The 16,205-nt window shown below is 38.6% G+C and carries 12 protein-coding genes; 3 read left to right on the top strand and 9 right to left on the bottom strand.

The features are described 5' to 3' along the window. The 3 genes from G1O98_RS29595 to G1O98_RS29585 all read right to left on the bottom strand — a co-directional run. Positions 1 to 806, bottom strand: an 806-nt coding sequence (locus G1O98_RS29595) for a DUF3854 domain-containing protein (RefSeq protein ID WP_243458574.1), incomplete at its 3' end; no start/stop codon positions are given. Between the two features lie 743 nt (positions 807 to 1,549). Further along, positions 1,550 to 1,855: a fertility inhibition FinO-like protein gene (locus G1O98_RS29590; protein WP_163935708.1), complete on the bottom strand. Its 306-nt coding sequence runs from the start codon at positions 1,853 to 1,855 to the stop codon at positions 1,550 to 1,552. 11 nt (positions 1,856 to 1,866) lie between these two features. Next, on the bottom strand, positions 1,867 to 3,387 hold the full coding sequence (locus tag G1O98_RS29585; protein ID WP_163935706.1) for an ATP-binding protein: 1,521 nt from the start codon (positions 3,385 to 3,387) through the stop codon (positions 1,867 to 1,869). Positions 3,388 to 3,954: 567 nt separating this feature from the next. On the opposite strand from G1O98_RS29585, the gene G1O98_RS29580 reads away from it, so the two are divergent. After that, complete coding sequence (locus tag G1O98_RS29580; protein WP_163935704.1) at positions 3,955 to 5,820, top strand: serine/threonine-protein kinase; 1,866 nt, start codon at positions 3,955 to 3,957, stop codon at positions 5,818 to 5,820. 132 nt (positions 5,821 to 5,952) lie between these two features. Then, entirely contained in the window at positions 5,953 to 6,987 is a 1,035-nt protein-coding gene (locus G1O98_RS29575; RefSeq protein ID WP_163935702.1) for a hypothetical protein, read from the top strand. Here the strand turns inward: G1O98_RS29575 and G1O98_RS29570 are convergent. The 3 genes from G1O98_RS29570 to G1O98_RS29560 all read right to left on the bottom strand — a co-directional run bounded on the left by G1O98_RS29570 (position 6,945) and on the right by G1O98_RS29560 (position 12,845). After that, a complete protein-coding gene (locus G1O98_RS29570; protein ID WP_163935700.1) occupies positions 6,945 to 9,455 on the bottom strand; it encodes a CHAT domain-containing protein in 2,511 nt (836 codons plus the stop codon). The genes G1O98_RS29575 and G1O98_RS29570 overlap by 43 nt on opposite strands. Then, positions 9,452 to 12,154, bottom strand: coding sequence for a filamentous hemagglutinin N-terminal domain-containing protein (locus G1O98_RS29565; protein ID WP_163935697.1), 2,703 nt, complete (start codon positions 12,152 to 12,154; stop codon positions 9,452 to 9,454). Before G1O98_RS29565 ends, G1O98_RS29570 begins: the two co-directional genes overlap by 4 nt. A 64-nt stretch (positions 12,155 to 12,218) precedes the next feature. Continuing rightward, the gene (locus tag G1O98_RS29560) at positions 12,219 to 12,845 is read right to left on the bottom strand and encodes a PAP/fibrillin family protein (RefSeq protein ID WP_163935694.1); all 627 of its coding nucleotides are present in this window, start codon (positions 12,843 to 12,845) and stop codon (positions 12,219 to 12,221) included. Positions 12,846 to 13,932: 1,087 nt separating this feature from the next. Here G1O98_RS29560 and G1O98_RS29555 point away from each other — a divergent pair. After that, a complete protein-coding gene (locus G1O98_RS29555) occupies positions 13,933 to 14,874 on the top strand; it encodes a hypothetical protein (protein ID WP_163935691.1) in 942 nt (313 codons plus the stop codon). Between the two features lie 38 nt (positions 14,875 to 14,912). Here G1O98_RS29555 and G1O98_RS29550 read toward each other — a convergent pair whose 3' ends face one another. The 3 genes from G1O98_RS29550 to G1O98_RS40270 all read right to left on the bottom strand — a co-directional run. Continuing rightward, the gene (locus G1O98_RS29550) at positions 14,913 to 15,284 is read right to left on the bottom strand and encodes a hypothetical protein (protein ID WP_163935688.1); all 372 of its coding nucleotides are present in this window, start codon (positions 15,282 to 15,284) and stop codon (positions 14,913 to 14,915) included. 144 nt (positions 15,285 to 15,428) lie between these two features. Next, positions 15,429 to 15,578, bottom strand: coding sequence for a hypothetical protein (locus G1O98_RS29545; protein WP_163935685.1), 150 nt, complete (start codon positions 15,576 to 15,578; stop codon positions 15,429 to 15,431). A gap of 27 nt (positions 15,579 to 15,605) precedes the next feature. Then, positions 15,606 to 16,205, bottom strand: a 600-nt coding sequence (locus tag G1O98_RS40270; RefSeq protein WP_163935682.1) for a hypothetical protein, incomplete at its 5' end; no start/stop codon positions are given.

Here is a 16,205-nt window from a genome sequence, read left to right as displayed (position 1 = left end):
AAAAGAATTATGAACTTGCGTCCCGCCTGAGCCATTGGTACTAAGTCAGGATGCAACCGTTCATCAAAATCCTGTTTGCCCACGCGACCATTCCAAATTCCCGGCAGTGCGATCGCTACAAACCCTAAACTAAGCAAGCAAGCGGCTTTTTTTTCCCCTTCGCATAAGATAATGGGAATCTCTGGATGCTGTTTCACCCACTCCCAAAATATTAGTGGATTGAGTTGATCCAGCAAGCGTAACGCCAAAACTGAATGATAGCGCTTAATTAAATAACGTTTTGCAATCTTTTCCCAAATGGGGTTAGCCACATCAAAGTAGGTAACGCGGTTGGGAGTTTTGGGGGGTGACTCGTACTTAACTGGCTTGCCTTTTTCCCAATCAATGCGGGGGAAGTTGGGCTTAATCCGCCCCCACTCCATTGGTTGCCAGTTTTTAAACGGGTCAAGTGATTGAATCCACGTCCCACCCAGTAATAGGTGCTGATATTGCCTTATGTATCCATCCGTAACCCTACCCGCATTCTTGCGTGGGATTTTATCAGATATGAACAGGAAATCATAAACTGATTCTCCCTCAATGTGGAAGAAGTTGCGCTCAACCAGTGCTGGATGAATCGCACTACCAACTGTTAACTCATGGTATTCAGCAGCCGTGAGGTTGTTTGGATATTCAATTGGAGAGGCTGCGCCTGGGTCAAGGGCAAAGGGCAAAGGGGAAGGGGAGGAAGAATTTGTTAACTCTTCCCCATCCCTTTTCCCTTTGACCTTTAACCTTTCCCCCGTAATATCCGGGGTATGGTTCATCGCTTCTCCCCTCGGAATTCCTTAGAGAGAACTCTTTCAAGCTGCGAAACCCTTGCTCTAGCCTGGATATTCCGAAAATTTCCCTTCGTCACAGCACAAAAATGCCATGCGAAAGCTGCACTCGACCCCATACGCTCTAACACTGCGCTCTTGGGGCGTTCTCTGTTTTTCACTATATTTTCCCCTGATAACTTGGTTGACAAGCTCAGAGGGGGTTGCATCAGTTATCAGTCAACAGTTGACAAATATCAAGGACTGTGAATTTCAACTGGTAACTGTTATTCGCGCTGCTACCATTTTTTGCTATAAAATTCGGCATATTTCTTAATTAAACTTAACTTTACAGAAACTTATGAATTTCAACAACAAAAATTGCCACACGAAACTGGTGCGTTTAGTGCGGCTTCTCGTATAATACGAGAAGCAGCGGATTAAATCTCGTTTTACCAGTCAGTGGATAAAAGCCGTCAAACTTTAAGTACCACTGCTTTGGTTTTCGTGAGATAACCCCGCTCTGAGGTTATATGGAATTTAAGACCCGCACAAAGCGCTACTCCTTAGTGGCGCTTTGTGCGTTAAATTCTCGTACTGTTGTATCTTCACCTCCATACCTCCTATCAATTAGCTTGATTCTACATAACTTGTGGTCTTTCGGTATCTAACGAGATTCTGATTTTCTTTGTTTAACTCCTCTATATATACCAGTGTTCGTTCTAGCTTACCCTGATTGGGTAATCACTTTTTCAAGAAGCAGCACCTAACGCAGAGGTCGCTTCTGCCTTGGGCTTGCGCTCGAAAACTTGTATGCTGGGTTCCTTTAATATGAACCTATGTTCTGTTTGCTGACCGAGTTTACCAGCGATTGCCGCTACCCACTGGGGGTAATTACTGGCAGCATCGGTCAGTTTCTTCCAAATCTTAGGCTTGACTGTGATGTTAATGATGCGTCCATCACAGTCGATCTCGAACTCTTGCCAGTTGTTCTCTGCTGTTTTCGCTTCAGGTAGTTCATTGATTTTGATTGTTACTTCTAGCTTTCCTGAAATCATAAATACCTCTGTTAAGATGCGAACGCTAATGGTGAACCATGAGATGTATGCACCAACCCTTGTGGATCTGTCTTGATGTATTTTTTAATAACTGGTTGCAGAGTAAAACTGATTTCTTTAGTAACTGGGTCTTTGATACTTTCAATTAATGACTGATTTTCAAGTTTTTCTAACGCTTTGATTAACTCTAAAGTTGAGACACATTCTTGACTTTTATGTTTAATATCCGACAATAGTTTAGTAAAACTAATTGATTGTTGATTTCCGAATATCTCTTCTGCTATATAAATTAAAATTTCTCGTTGAGTACTACTTAATGATTCTCCAAACAGTTGATTAAGGATTGCCTCAAAATTACTGCTAACAAGCGTAGTTGGATTCTCAAAAAACATTTGGGTATTACCACTAAAGAAGTGGTTAATTCGATTAGCTACTGCTTCGAGTTCTGAAGGATTTCCGCGATACGTTTGAATTAATTGGTTACACTTTTCTTTATCCGTCAATCCTTTGCTAGATAGAAGCTGCATTGCGGCATCTGCGTCTAAACCTTGGATTTTTAAGAAATGAAGATGTTGTTTTGTTGTTATAACATCATCAAGTTCATCAGGCCAAGCTCGACCAGTTAAGAGTATGCAACTTTCATGTTCTTCTTCTATCAATCGGTGAAAGAATACTCCGTATTCAAGCCTTTGCTGAAAGCTTTTTTTCTGAAATAAAGAATCAAAACCATCTAGTACCAGCAGACAACGGCGTGATTGCAACTGTTTAATTAATACTGAAATCATTCCCTGAGTAGATTCAGGTAAACCTAAATCAGGTTTACAAGGTTGCGTTAGTTCTATCAGTTCAGATACTAAATCTTGAAGTAACGGTGCATGAATAATTGTTTTCCAGATTAAGCTATCAAATGTTGATTCTTTTCTTGCACTAACTTCTTTTATCAATTTTGCAACCAATGCACTTTTACCGATACCTGCAATTCCTATTAAGGATATACAACGCTCGTTACTTATCAATTCTTTCAATGAGTTTAGTTCCTGCGAGCGTCCATAAAAGCTAGACATTTCAGGTAGTTTTCCCCTAATGATTGGTGTCAAATTATTGACAGTAAGTCTTTCTCCTTCACCTGACGCGGATTGAATATGATACTTTTTGTTAACTTGTTCTAAAAAATACCAAAGCTTCTTTTTACCCACTCGTTCGCCATCCCCTATGGTTTCTGAAAGTATGTCCCATAAGCGAGGTGCTACTGTGCGCTGTATGTAGTTTAAGCTGTAAGTTGAGTGGCTTGCTATCTCCTCATATTCTCGATCATTCAATGCCCCTTTGATAACGAGCATTTCAGTTTCAGATAAGTACTTGCCTCTTTTGGCAAAAATTAAGTCATTTACTACGACCAGCGCTAGCCTAAAAGTCTCTGTTATTGGAAATACGCCTTGAGATGATGATTGATCAAATGAAAGTTCCTGTTCTCTAAAAGTGACAGAGGAAGAAAGAGGAGATTGAAGTTCCGGTTCAGCAGTAAAATCCATAGCTATGCTATTACCTCTGATACAGTGAATGCTCTTTAAGAGGCTCTCCGCGAATGAGGTTTAGTTTTTAGAGTATGTTAGATTGTAATCAATCATACCTTATCTTACTATTTATGGTTAATTTTTTCAAAAAAGTACTAAGTTAACCTTTATATAGGTTTCCTTGAATTTAGGGCATCTACGGAAAGATAAGAGCCACGAAGTTATAGTAACTTGCTTTTCATCCAAAGTACTAAAAGTATTATATGGGTCTAAAGCTAGCTCTCCCCGTAGTTGCTGCGTTTTTGGTTGACAGCAAAGCACTCATGTCTGTTTGGCGTTAGCTCTCGAAAAAATCTCCCAATCATACAGATATTGGCGCTGTAGCCCCTTTTGGTAAAGCGAACGGGGAAATTTTCAAATTGCATCCCTGTTTTCAAAAAAATTTTACAAATCACAAAAATTCAAGCAATGTAAAAGAAGAGTAATTAGCGTAAATTGTGATGGGTACTTGTATCTGTATTCAGGCAGTTAAGACATAAACACTCTTTAGCAACTGCCTAATGCATAAATTTATACTTGGCAAGTATGTCGTTTTATTGTATAAATCCCCTTTGTGAGCAACGTAAAAATCCTGACAATATTGAAACATGTCTATCTTGTGGTACTACGTTGCTGATTAATAACCGTATTCGATTGCTTAAGCCATTGAGAGAGCTTACTTATGACCCTCGGAGCTACTTTGAAGTTTTTGAGGTAGATGACACTGGTACGAAATGGCATCCGGTTCGTGAGCGAAGAGTCATGAAAGTTCTCAAATGGAATTCGACTAGGCTTCGTGAGTTAATTCATCGGGAATTCCGTGTTTTACGGCTAATCCAACATCCAAATATTCCTCAATGTGATGTTGATGATTTTTTCAGTTTTGTACCTAATAATAGCCCTCTGGAGCTATGTTGCTTAGTAATGGATAAAATTGAGGGACAAAACTTAGAAGAATGGATAAAAGAGAATGAACCGATTTCGCAAGCTCAAGCATTAGAATGGCTACGTCAATTAGTTGAAATACTTGATGTAGTACACCATACCGAATTTTTTCATAGAGATATTAAACCTGCAAACATAATTCTTCAACCAAAAGGGGAACTTGCGTTAATTGATTTTGGAACTGCACGACGAATAAGTGATACGTATTTAGCTAAAGTTAGTGCAAGTGGAGGAACTGATACAAAAGTAGGAAATTATGAAATTACAACTGTAGTTTCATATTACTACACTCCCCTAGAACAAGTTTATGGGAAAGCAGTCCCACAGTCGGATTTTTTTGCTTTAGGCCGGACTTTTGTTCGTCTAGTTACTGGCACTTCATTGACACGTTTGCCAATAGACAAAAAAACAGGACGATTAATCTGGAGAAATAAAGCATCGCAGATTGATAAACCCTTTGCTGACTTTCTGGATGAGTTGATGGCTCCCATGCCAGGGCAACGTCCACCAACTACTGAAGTTATTCTGCAACGGTTAAAAATACTTCCTCAGCAAAGTAAAATTTATAGAGTAACGAGGTCTAAAACGTTCAGAATCAGCGCAGTAATTGGATTTATAATTTTGACAGTCTTTGGGACTTTCAAAGTATTATTACCACTAAGAGCTAAATATTTAGTGTCTCAAGGGGAGAAGGCTGAGGCAGCAAATAATTTTCAGATCGCCCAAGAGTTTTTTGACTCAGCTATAAAAATTAATTCTCAAGCCAGATACACAATTTCCAAATTTTATTTTGAAAAAGGACTTCGCAGTACGAAGAGTTTAGAATTAGCTAAAAGATACTATGAATTATCAATTAAATATAATGACACAAATGTAGAATCATATAATAATTTAGGTATCGTGTGTAAACAATTACATGATTCTCTGTGTGTAATTGATAGCTATGAAAAGGCTTTTAAGTTAACCTCTGATAATTGGGAAGGACATTATGGATTGGGAACTTACTACGATGAACGAATGAAATATGATTTAGCAGAGCAACAATACCAGTTAGCCATAAAAATTAATAGACAAGCGATAATTGCTATCAATAATTTATCTAGAGTAAAAATTCTACAAGGTGATTATAATACAGCAATCTCTCTTGCCCAAGAAGGACTACAAAAAACTACAAATCCTAGATGGCAAGCAGTTCTGTATAAAAATTTAGGTTGGGCAAAATTTGAGCAGAAGAAATATAGCGAGGCAAAGCAATATTTAGAGAAAGCGAAAGAATTAGATATCCAAAGAACATCTGTTCACTGTTTGCTGGCAAAAGTGCAGGGAATTTTAGGTGATTTTGATAACTCTTGGCTTTCCTGGGAAGCCTGTTTGCTAACTGAATCTAGAGAACCAGAGGTTTTCATTTGGCGAGCCGAAATAATAGAAAGAATTAGACTAAAGGCTCCTAATTTAATTGAAGATTAACATTCTTGAAGTTAATAATGTCTTAATATTAACAAATTATTATTAAAATTTACAACCATTATTAAATACCCTTTTTTTATCTCTCTAATTCTTGTATGCTATTAACTTGCATATAACTATATAAAACTTTTGATGCTGAGTACACACAGACAAAAGAACAAAATTGGGAGAAAAGTCTACATCTCCAAAATTTTAGTAGTTGCATCAACGATACTTGTTGGTTGGAGTAATGCGTGGGGTCAGGTAAAGCCAGAAGCAAAACGTAGGTGTAAGGTTATTGGTCGAGTTACTAACGTAAGCGATCTTCGCTGGCGAGTAAATAGCTTATTGTGTTCAGGAGATCGCATTACTCCAATGAATGGGCGAACAGTTAATACTTTATGTTACTTGAACGGAGAATTTCTAGATTTTAAACAAAGTAGCATTTTTGATGTTGAAGATAAATGTAGGCTACCGCACGACAGAGTAAGGCTATGTACGGGATTGAACCCAACTGAATGTGACGGCATTAAAGGCCCAACAAATGTACCAATGCTAATTAGTCCCTATGGCAGTTCAATGTTGAGTACTAGACCTGTAATTTCTTGGTATGCTGTACCTCAAGCTACTAGTTACACAGTAGTTGTTAGCGGTTATGAGTTTTACTGGGAGAAGACAGTAGATAAAAGTATTACTGCACTACCATATCCAAAAGAACAAAAAGAATTACAAATTTTTAGTACTTACAAATTTACTGTATTAGCTAATGTGGGTGATACTCCTATTATTTCTTCAGAGCCATTAGTGCTTAGTGTTTTACCTCAAGAAGAACAAGATGCTTTTGCAGCAAAGGTGAAGAAAATTAATGAGTTAAATTTACCTCCAGATGAAACTGCAATTTGGGATTTAGACGCTGTATTTATGTCGAGAAATCTTTTGAATGAAACGATTGAATCATTGAAAGCAAGAGTAAGAGCAGGAAGCCAAAACCCTACTATCTACCGATTATTAGCAGATCGGTATTTAGAAGCATGGCTACCAAAGGAGGCACTTCGTGAATATAGCAAAGCAGCACAACTGGCAAAAGCCACTAATAACTTAGATGAACTAGCTCGTGTACAGGAAGCTTTAAAATTAGTAGAACTTTATAACCATCCGCCAACTAGCACAAAGCCTGACCAAAAGTAAGGATGAACGTATTTAGGATTGGATGATAAACTTAATTTTGCATGACGCAGTGCCTCTGCTTTAGTCAAACCATTTTTCAAACCCTTGTAGAATTCTTGCATGAGTATGGCAGTAGAATCCTCATCTACCAGCCATAAGCTAGCGATTACACTCTGTGCGCCTGCTTGTGCTGCCACTCCAGCCATTCCCAAGGTTGAACGCTTATTACCTTTGGCTGTCTGACAAGCACTTAAAACTAATAATTCGATTGTATTTTCATTAAATTGAGTCTTTTGTTTTAGTAAACTATCAAATTCTAATACGTTTATTACTTTGTCATAAGCTAAAAATACAGTTTTATCAGAGTTAGAACTAAATTGTCCATGAGTGCTGATGTGAACAATTGGAAAATCATTTTTAGTTAGTTCTTGTTTGAACTGTAGACTAGTAAAGTTTTCATTTAACAGTACAGTTGAGGAATCTGTCTCTTTCTTAATTTGGGCTACTTCTACTGCCACTTCCCCTAGCGCCTTCAACCCTTTTGGAGCATTCTTGTCATTGAAGCTGGGGCTTTCTTTGCTGAGTCCAGCGATTAAAGCTGTGAATTTATTTTGAGATAAAGATTTAGGTGGCCGGATTTTAGAGCCGAAAGTTTCTACAATACTGTATTCTTCTATTAAATAGTTTTTTCCATTATAAAGTAAATCCATTGGGAGACTCTGAAATGATCTATCTAAAGCAAATACAAGTGTCCCTGATGAAGGTAAATATGCCTGAATAGGTTTAATCAGTAGCTCATAAAATTTTTGATAATATAAAATAATTTGCTTGTTAGTAGTAGAAAAAAATCTGGAAGACTGCACAGTATCTAATATATTATTAACATGGTTTCTGATTAACTTAGCGTCAACAGAATTGCGAACAAGAGAGTGATTAGAGGAGTGGGCAATTACTTCTATGCTGTTGCCTAAATCAATAATATGAATTATTGCGGTTGTGATAGGCAAGCCCTGAAGCTTATTCAAAGCTACAACATCCAGTTTTCCGCATTTTAAAAAATTCTCCAGTTCTGCTATTTGCAGTTGTTCATTCGTCTTAATTACTAACTCTAAATTAGGGTTAGGAGATGATAGCAGTAATCGCATATACTCACGATAAACAGGCTCTACTTTCTCATAAAAGGAAAACTGTGTGTCTACGTTACTTGCTAAGAGATTATCACGAACTCGCATCAGGTTATTAATTGCAGCACTGTAAGCTTTCTCGGCTTTATCATACTTTCCTTGTTTGTAGTACTGTAAACCCAATTCGTGCTGCCACTGGTATGCAATATCCCATGCCTGAATTGATTGAGCCAAAGCCATAGCTTGTCCAAGATAATCGAGCGAACGCTCTCGTTGTTTTTCTAGTTTACCCAGTGTGCCGAAAGCATAAGACATAAGCCTCTGTTCATTAGTGCTTTTAGCCGTTTGCAAAGCTGATTCTGCATATTGGACGGCTACTGAATGTAATCGTTCGTCTGGAATTTGATTGAGACTATTGGCAAAGTTTAGCTTGGTATAAATAGATTGGCTAGCAGGGAAATCAGAGAATGCCGAAGAATTTTTCAGTATTACCTCTACTGAAGGTTTAATCTGTTGATTTATTTGAGTTTCAATAGCAGTTAACTGTCCATTGCCTGTATTTGATTCTGCTATTAACCACTTTTCAAAGTCTAATAGTAAGCTTAAACGGTATATTTGCGCCTGTAGTTTGATTGCTATTGGTGCAGTTGGGGTATTAATTAATGACTGATAATTACTGAGTAATTCGAGTGCCTTTTTTTGAATAAAATTAACAGTTTCCTTTTGGAAAACTGGTTCTTCTATCCAACTATATTTATCCCGTGCCTGTTGGTATATAGATTTTTCAGTATTATTGAGTGATAGCAAAATTGCACTGTTATCAAAATTAGCTAACTGTTGAGCAATTGATAACGTTTTTCTCAGAACTAATTTTGATTCAGATAACTTGCCTAATTGTCGCAATACATTTCCTAAATTTTGTAAGCCTAGTAGATGTACAGGTATTGAGTTCAATTTATCAATTTCTGCATCAAGTAGTCTTTTTGTAGAATCAGCAGGCTGGTCTGACGAGGTGGCACAGATTTCAGCATCGAATTTCAAAGCTGTGACAACTATTTTGCAGGCCCGAAGATGTAAACCTAAAGCTTGTAGAGCGACGTTCTGATTAATTAAGGTTCCGGTGATTCCTTCAGTATCTTTGATCTGTTCAAAAAGTTTTGTAGCTTGCTGCCAAGACTTTAAGGCTTCTCTTGCCTGACCTAGATCCAGTTGTCTCTGCCCTCTCTGGTTCAGTACTTCAGCTTGATGCTGTTGTGCTTGTTTGCTTACTTCCCGAGCCAGAATCAAAGATGGCTGTCCTATAGCTATGCATAATCCTAGAATACATAACAACAAGTACTTGAATAAACCCCAAAAACTAATCATTTTAACCTTACCGCTTCTGTTATCGATGATACTGGCGGCGTAGAAGGTAGCTTATGGCATCTAGAAGCAGACACCTCAGCGTAGGGACTTGGTGGATCGGCTTGTGCAGTCAAGACTACATCTCCATCAGCATTTAATATCCAACCCTGGGCTTCTACAATTTCTATGGGTTCTTCAGTTTTTGATGGCTTTGATTGCTCCCAATTATCAATCGCCTGGACAGGATTAGAATTTCTGTGCCAAGTAGAACTGTTATCTAACTGATTGTCAGAACTAGCTGCTACTCCCCCAGCACCAATATTCACAAATGTACTCCTTACTCGACCAGAATGACCCTGGCATACTGACACTACCTCTGGAGTTTGTGCGATCACTTGTGGTTGCACTTTGGTTTGGCTTGGATTTCTATCTTGAACATTGATCTCCACTGTGCCGTTAATACCTCGTTCAGAACTGGCTGTAACCTGTGTATCAGACGAAATAAATAGTCCTTTTGTGTTAATGCGAATGTTACCCCCCCGCCCACGGAATGCGTTCGCGGTGAGGGCGCTGTTGTTCGAGGCTGTCACGATGTCTGTGTCGATGCGGATGTTCCCGCCGTTGCCCTTGGTGCCTTGTTTTCCAGCAGTTGCAGAAATATTGCCAGAGCGTAGTTGAATGATTTTAGACGTTATTTCAATATCACCACCTTCGCCAACGGCAGTGGTCGCGGTAATGCCGCCGTTGTTTGAAATATTGATTGTATCAGCGTTAATATTAATTGTTCCAGCGTTGCCAAAACCATCATTCTTGACACTAATTAATGCGCCATCTGCAATATTTAACTTATTAGTATTAATTGTGATATTTCCCGAATCTCCTCTTAGCATCGAAGGCAGCAGGTATAGCTCTTGAAAACTTTCATTGAAATCGATAACAGATGAATTTATGAGACTTGGATTGACAGCGCCTGGGACTCTACCTATTACATCTATAGAATCAGAAGCATTAATAGCAAGGCTGTCAGCTTTCCCAGTTGAGCGGGTAGAAGTATTAATTATTGCGCTATCCCTAACTGTTAACTTTTTTGTATTAACTATTAATTTCCCACTATTACCACTGCTATAAGTTGCAGTAACTAAAGAGCTTGGAGTAAAGATATTTGGTACTACTCCAACAAGTTCTATAGAGTTTTTGGAATTTACAGTTACATCTCCTCCAGAGCCACTTCCAAGAGTTAAAGAACCAATAATACCTCCATCTTTGATACTTAAGAGTCCTGTTGAAAGGGCTAGATTGCCTGCATTACCAGAACCAGAAGCTCTAGTAACAATAGTACTAGAAAGCTGTGAAGTCCCTGATAAGTAACCAATTACTTGAGTAGATTCAGCAGTATTAACTGTTAAGTTACCACCTTTGCCAGTGCCAAAAGTTGAAGTTAGGATTTCTCCACCATCTTGTAAAGACAAATTTTTTGTAGACAGCGTAAGATTGCCACTATTTCCAGAGCCAAAAGTTGAAGTAATGATATTACTAGGTAGTTGAACAACGGAAGAGGAACCGTTAGCAACTTGAGTAAATTCGGAAGCATTCACAAAGACATCGCCCCCCCTACCTATACCATAAGTTTTAGCAGCTATTGCTGCTCCATCCTGAAGAATTAGATTTTTAGTTAAAATTTCGATTTTTCCTCCATCTCCTACTAAGGTTTCATTAACCAAGCTAGTAGGAATTGCTCCGTCCCGAGAAGTTCCTATTATTCTCAGTTCTTCAAAGGCATTTACAATAATGTCACCTGACAAATTCTTACCTTGGTTTTGAATTAAAAATATTGAGCCACCTCCTAATTCCACCTTAGCAGCTTGTGCTTGAATAGAACCACTACCAAAGCCACTAACATCTGCTATTGACTGTTGAGATAGTTGAATATTCTTGAAGCTAATGGCATCTTCATAACTTAAATTCCAACCATTAGAAGCTGGATTAATGTATACTACTCCTTTATCAACACTACCTAACTCAATTCGCCCTTCACTTGCCCCAAGTTTTCCTCCCTCTAAAGTTACGTCACCACCCACTAAAGCCAAAGTCTTTTCTGGTTTGACACGTAAGCCATTTGAGCTAATGGTTCTAATAAATGGTGAAAATGGGCTATTGAGAGTCAGATTGTGTCCTGTACCTTGAGCTTGAATTACGCCTGGATTACCATCAAATCCTAAACCAATAGGTGAACTCACTGTTAATAAGGGTTGATTTTGTGGAGCTTTTGCACTGAATTGGCTACCATCAGCAAAGTTAATTCTGTTAGCAGTGGTAGCTAAAAATGAGCCACCGATATTTAGGACAGCATTGGGACCAAGAATAATCCCATTAGGATTAATTAAAAATAGATTAGCATTGCTATTAGCTTTCAAAAAACCGTCAATGTTAGAGACAGATAAACCAGTTACTCGACTAATAATGTTTTGAACATTCAAAGTATTATTGAAGTAGGCGGTACTACCTGTGGATAAGGAAAATTGCTCGAAGCTATGAAATAAGTTGTTTCCTACTTGCGTCCCTCCATTAATATTGATCGTCTTATCCTGGGAAGTAACTAGAGAATTAATTGGTAATGTATTATCTGGAACAATCTGCGCTCTAACTGATGAAGAGAATAATACATAAAATAGGGAAGCTAAATATTGCCAACAAGCAAAGGAAATATTTGATTTTTTCATCTCAATTTTAAATGACGCTTGGAATTAACTCCAGGGAGCATAATTTTTCTGTGAGAACTTAACTTTAAGACGTTATATCACGACGAAAGACAAATAAATTACCTGTTACACCTCGTCCTACCCTAATTTCTTGATCTAAGTAAGAGGTTATCCACAGAGCCTCTCTTTGTAGAAATTCTAATACTGGTATTTTCAACTCAGGAAAACTCCAATTAGATAGTCCAAAAGGTTTTGTTGCTTGTATGGAAAATGAGTTAAAGGACACTGTGGCAGTTTTCTCATCTGTATCCCATTTCCAATGTCCATTAGCTTGTAACTGCCACTCACCTAAAATAGGTAATTCAACCTGGGCGCTATTAGAGGCTGAGATTTTTCTGATATTATTGACACTAGCCAATCTTTGCCACACGCGTTTAATTTTGATTCCACCTAAAAAATCTGGAATTGATGCAATCTGGCGTGTGACAACTGTCCCAGCAGATGCATACACTAATTGCCAGTTACCTAATAGAGAAGGAAGATCGTTAGGTTGAAGTGGTTGGAGAATAGGACTTATGTCCTCCAACTGTTGTACAAGTTGATCGATAAGTTCGTCAGAGCTTGGAAATAGGCTTTGCTGTAGTCCTAATTTCTCTATACGTAATAAAAGCTCAGTTTTTAAAGCAAATCTCGCTGCATTATCTTCTACCATATCTATATTCTTCTTTTATGCTTGAAAGTTACTATCAATAGTAATTATTACTCATCAGTGATATTTTTTAACTACAACCAGTCAATCAACTAAGTCTGCATGGCGCTGGTTAAGTATTCAAGCGTTAGTATAGGTGTTGAAGTTAGTAGTATCGAGTATCTATAGTCTATAGATTGCGATCGTAGATACTTCCTTTGCTTGTAAGCTAAGAGCTGATTCGTAAAGAAAATTTTAAGGATATCCAATTTATTGCTGGGTAGGACTTTGAGAGAATAAACGCTTAATTGACTCAAATTACTGAAATCCTTATAAATCAAGACTTTACTTTAGTTTACAATTAGCTTTAATGCACTACAAATGTGTAAGTAATATTGGTACTTTAGTTTGGCAATACTTGGAATGCCAGCAACATATTTTTTGTAACTCATAGAAATTATGGAAACTCAGCTAAATCGGGAACACAAGAAACACAATAGACAATCGTTCTTCATTGAAAGCAGTTGCTTGTATTATTGACAGCGTTACTAGTAACTGACAAAAGTAATTTTTCTGCAATAAAACTTTCTTTTGTAAGAATTGCTGATTTTGCATCACCTTCACAAGTGAAAATCATGATTTTTACCCTGAACTTAAGATACAAACATTTATTAGCTTGATATTAAATGTTTAGTATTTCAGAAAATTTTGATAAATAGCTAAAGCTGATGATTGACATCTGTGATCAGGACTAATCTTGAACCTCCAAATACTGTGCTTTGGGCTTAAAAAAGCAAATACGCTCTTTATTCGCTTTGAATGTAACGAAAGTTCATATCCCCCTTGTAGCTAGAAGCTTTAGCTAAATCTTTTAAGTTCTGTATACCGCTGCTGCCCGTCGATAAGCCAAGTGGTAAAACCAGGAACTTTCGCAATTACATATATAAGGTACTCATAGTGATTGTGTAGTTGTCGAAGCTAACAATTGTATGGTTAAGATTAATGAAAAACCCCAACCTGTTTAAAGGATGGGGGCATAAATAAAAACACTATATTTCATGATGACACAATTCAATATTTGTTCGACTGCTGTCAGCCTAGAGGTGGGGCAATGAACAAACCACCATCTAGACGCAAGAAAGTTATCCCTGTGGCATCTGGTGAACTAAAGCCAGCAACCGACTCTGCTCCCGAAAATACTTCTGGGCAAGACAACCCAGCCTCAGCAACGATTACGGTGACTGCTGTTGAAGTTACAGAGTTGACCGAAGAAGAACAAAGCTTACGCTTGCAATTGGAACGTCAGGTAGAAAGGGCATTTTTGTCAGCAGGTCAGGCGTTGATGGAGTTGCGGGATCGCAGATTGTACCGTTCCACGCACCGTACTTTTGAGGAGTATTGCCGCGAACGCTTCAATTATAGTCGTGACGCGGCTTACTTAAAGATTTCGGCTACTGTGGTTTATGAGAATCTTCAAAAGTTTTTGCCGACCATTGGTCGGCAAATTCCAATGCCGACCAACGAACGACAATTGCGTTTTTTGGCGAAAGCCGAGTTGGAACCGGCTGTGCAAGCGGATGTATGGCGGCAGGCAGTGGAGCAAGCTGGCAATAAGATTCCATCCGGTCGCATAGTGAAAGATGTTGTAGATAGGATACGCGAAAGGACGAAAGTACCCAATCCTTACCACGTTGGGGAAATATGCATTCTTTTGCCAAAGGATAACCCAGACTTGAGAGGTAAAGCGGGTTATTGGGGCGTGGTAAGTCACGTTGGGGAATACATCTGTACATTCCAGGCTTGGGACGGCGACTGTACTGTAAAAATCGAACACCTGAAGTTACTGGAATTGCTTGATGAAGATTGCCAATTCATGCAGCAGTTATGTGTGAGGTTACGGCAATTGCATCAAGTGGCCAGCCGTGACTCTTCTGTGGATTGGCTGTTGCAGGGATTGGGTAAGCAAGCTAAACCTTATTTATCTTCGTTGCAGGCAAAATTGCTGGCGACTGTGGAACGGGAGTACAAAATCGAGTGGAGGCAACAGAAATGATGGTGCAGCGAGGAAACAATAGGTTAATGCAACAAAGTTCACTTATCGAGTTTAGTTTCAAATATTTCTCGCCACAATTCAAATTCTGGACAATTACACCAAAGGGTAAGGAACCCATCAAAAAGTTTAGTTCCTGAATTTTGAACTCCCCTTGGGAGAACTTGGATCAAGATAGGAATATCTAAATCACATTTCCAATTTTCTATTTCTTTTTGAATTTGGGCAATAGTGTCTTGATGGAATCCTCGGTCGTTGTTAGAACACTGAACAAGTAAACATCCACTATCAGAATCTTTGACTCGCTTGAGCGAGAAATTAATCTGCGTCCACATTGATTGGACTTCATTGAAAATATTAGGCAAACCATAGTGATTGCCTAATATTGCCTTTCGGCGTTTCGATTCACCCATAAGTCCCCCTCAGCAATACAAATTTTGACAAGGATGACGAAGAAGATAAGGAATCTTCTAACGACGAGTAAGCTCAATAGCACTCAGACTAACCCTCTGGGGGTTATTAACTACTAATACTATTGTAACGATAAATCAAGGGTTTCAAGTATTTTGCAGTTGCAAGAATTGGGGATTTTGCCAAACCGTATCTGTCATCCTTGCAAGCTTTGCTGCTGGTGGCTGTTGAGAGAGAGTACAACCTGGTTTGTCAGCAGCAGAAGTGATGAATTTGATGAATTTATTGAGTGTCAAAGCAGCTTAAAAGTTCAAAATTTGAAATCAAATCGGGTAGGTGTTAGTGATTGGAGAACTTTTTACCCAAATATTCCGACTGTTATAAAAATCTCCACGTTGCTCCAAGGTAAACCCACCCAGCAATAATCCCAACCATACTTCTACCATCGGCATTTCCAACGCACATTGCAGTTTAACTAAAGAAATCTCATCTTTGACATTTATCAGGTAGTTAGCGATCGCTCTCTGCCATTTTTCCACATCCTCATCTGATGCCAAATTGCGAACATCTTCTAAAGTTGTCACCTCATCAAGCATTGCCAAAACATTCGCTTTTTCAACAGGTGCTGCTACAGAATTATCCAACTCAGTAGGAGATGAAAATTGGTGTGGGCCATGTGGTCTAAAGGTTTGTGGTGTTTGCGGTTCAATCAAATCATCTAAATCTAGGTGCATTGTTGTCCGCACTATACCAGCAAAGAGATCGGTGCTAATAATTGGCCCCTTTGGGTTATTGAGATCGCGGGTATCTTGCAACAGCACTTCAGCACGAGACTTGAGAATATCCGCAATTTGACTGAAGGCAAGCGCTGCGGTTGATAACTGTGCCTCCAAGGGTAAACTTTCTAGCTCGGCATCCAAACA

Origin of the sequence: Nostoc sp. UIC 10630 (assembly GCF_010747425.1) — a bacterium.
Classification (GTDB): domain Bacteria; phylum Cyanobacteriota; class Cyanobacteriia; order Cyanobacteriales; family Nostocaceae; genus Nostoc.
The sequence above is the reverse complement of the archived record's forward strand: the minus strand, read 5'-3'. Positions and strand labels throughout refer to the sequence as shown.

What these genes read in the sequence shown, in the direction of transcription:
- G1O98_RS29575 (WP_163935702.1), top strand. Translation starts at nt 5,953, where the DNA reads ATGCTGAGTACACACAGACAAAAGAACAAAATTGGGAGAAAAGTCTAC.
- G1O98_RS29565 (WP_163935697.1), bottom strand. Translation starts at nt 12,154, where the DNA reads ATGAAAAAATCAAATATTTCCTTTGCTTGTTGGCAATATTTAGCTTCC.
- G1O98_RS29585 (WP_163935706.1), bottom strand. Translation starts at nt 3,387, where the DNA reads ATGGATTTTACTGCTGAACCGGAACTTCAATCTCCTCTTTCTTCCTCT.
- G1O98_RS29570 (WP_163935700.1), bottom strand. Translation starts at nt 9,455, where the DNA reads ATGATTAGTTTTTGGGGTTTATTCAAGTACTTGTTGTTATGTATTCTA.
- G1O98_RS29555 (WP_163935691.1), top strand. Translation starts at nt 13,933, where the DNA reads ATGAACAAACCACCATCTAGACGCAAGAAAGTTATCCCTGTGGCATCT.
- G1O98_RS29550 (WP_163935688.1), bottom strand. Translation starts at nt 15,284, where the DNA reads ATGGGTGAATCGAAACGCCGAAAGGCAATATTAGGCAATCACTATGGT.
- G1O98_RS29590 (WP_163935708.1), bottom strand. Translation starts at nt 1,855, where the DNA reads ATGATTTCAGGAAAGCTAGAAGTAACAATCAAAATCAATGAACTACCT.
- G1O98_RS29560 (WP_163935694.1), bottom strand. Translation starts at nt 12,845, where the DNA reads ATGGTAGAAGATAATGCAGCGAGATTTGCTTTAAAAACTGAGCTTTTA.
- G1O98_RS29580 (WP_163935704.1), top strand. Translation starts at nt 3,955, where the DNA reads ATGTCGTTTTATTGTATAAATCCCCTTTGTGAGCAACGTAAAAATCCT.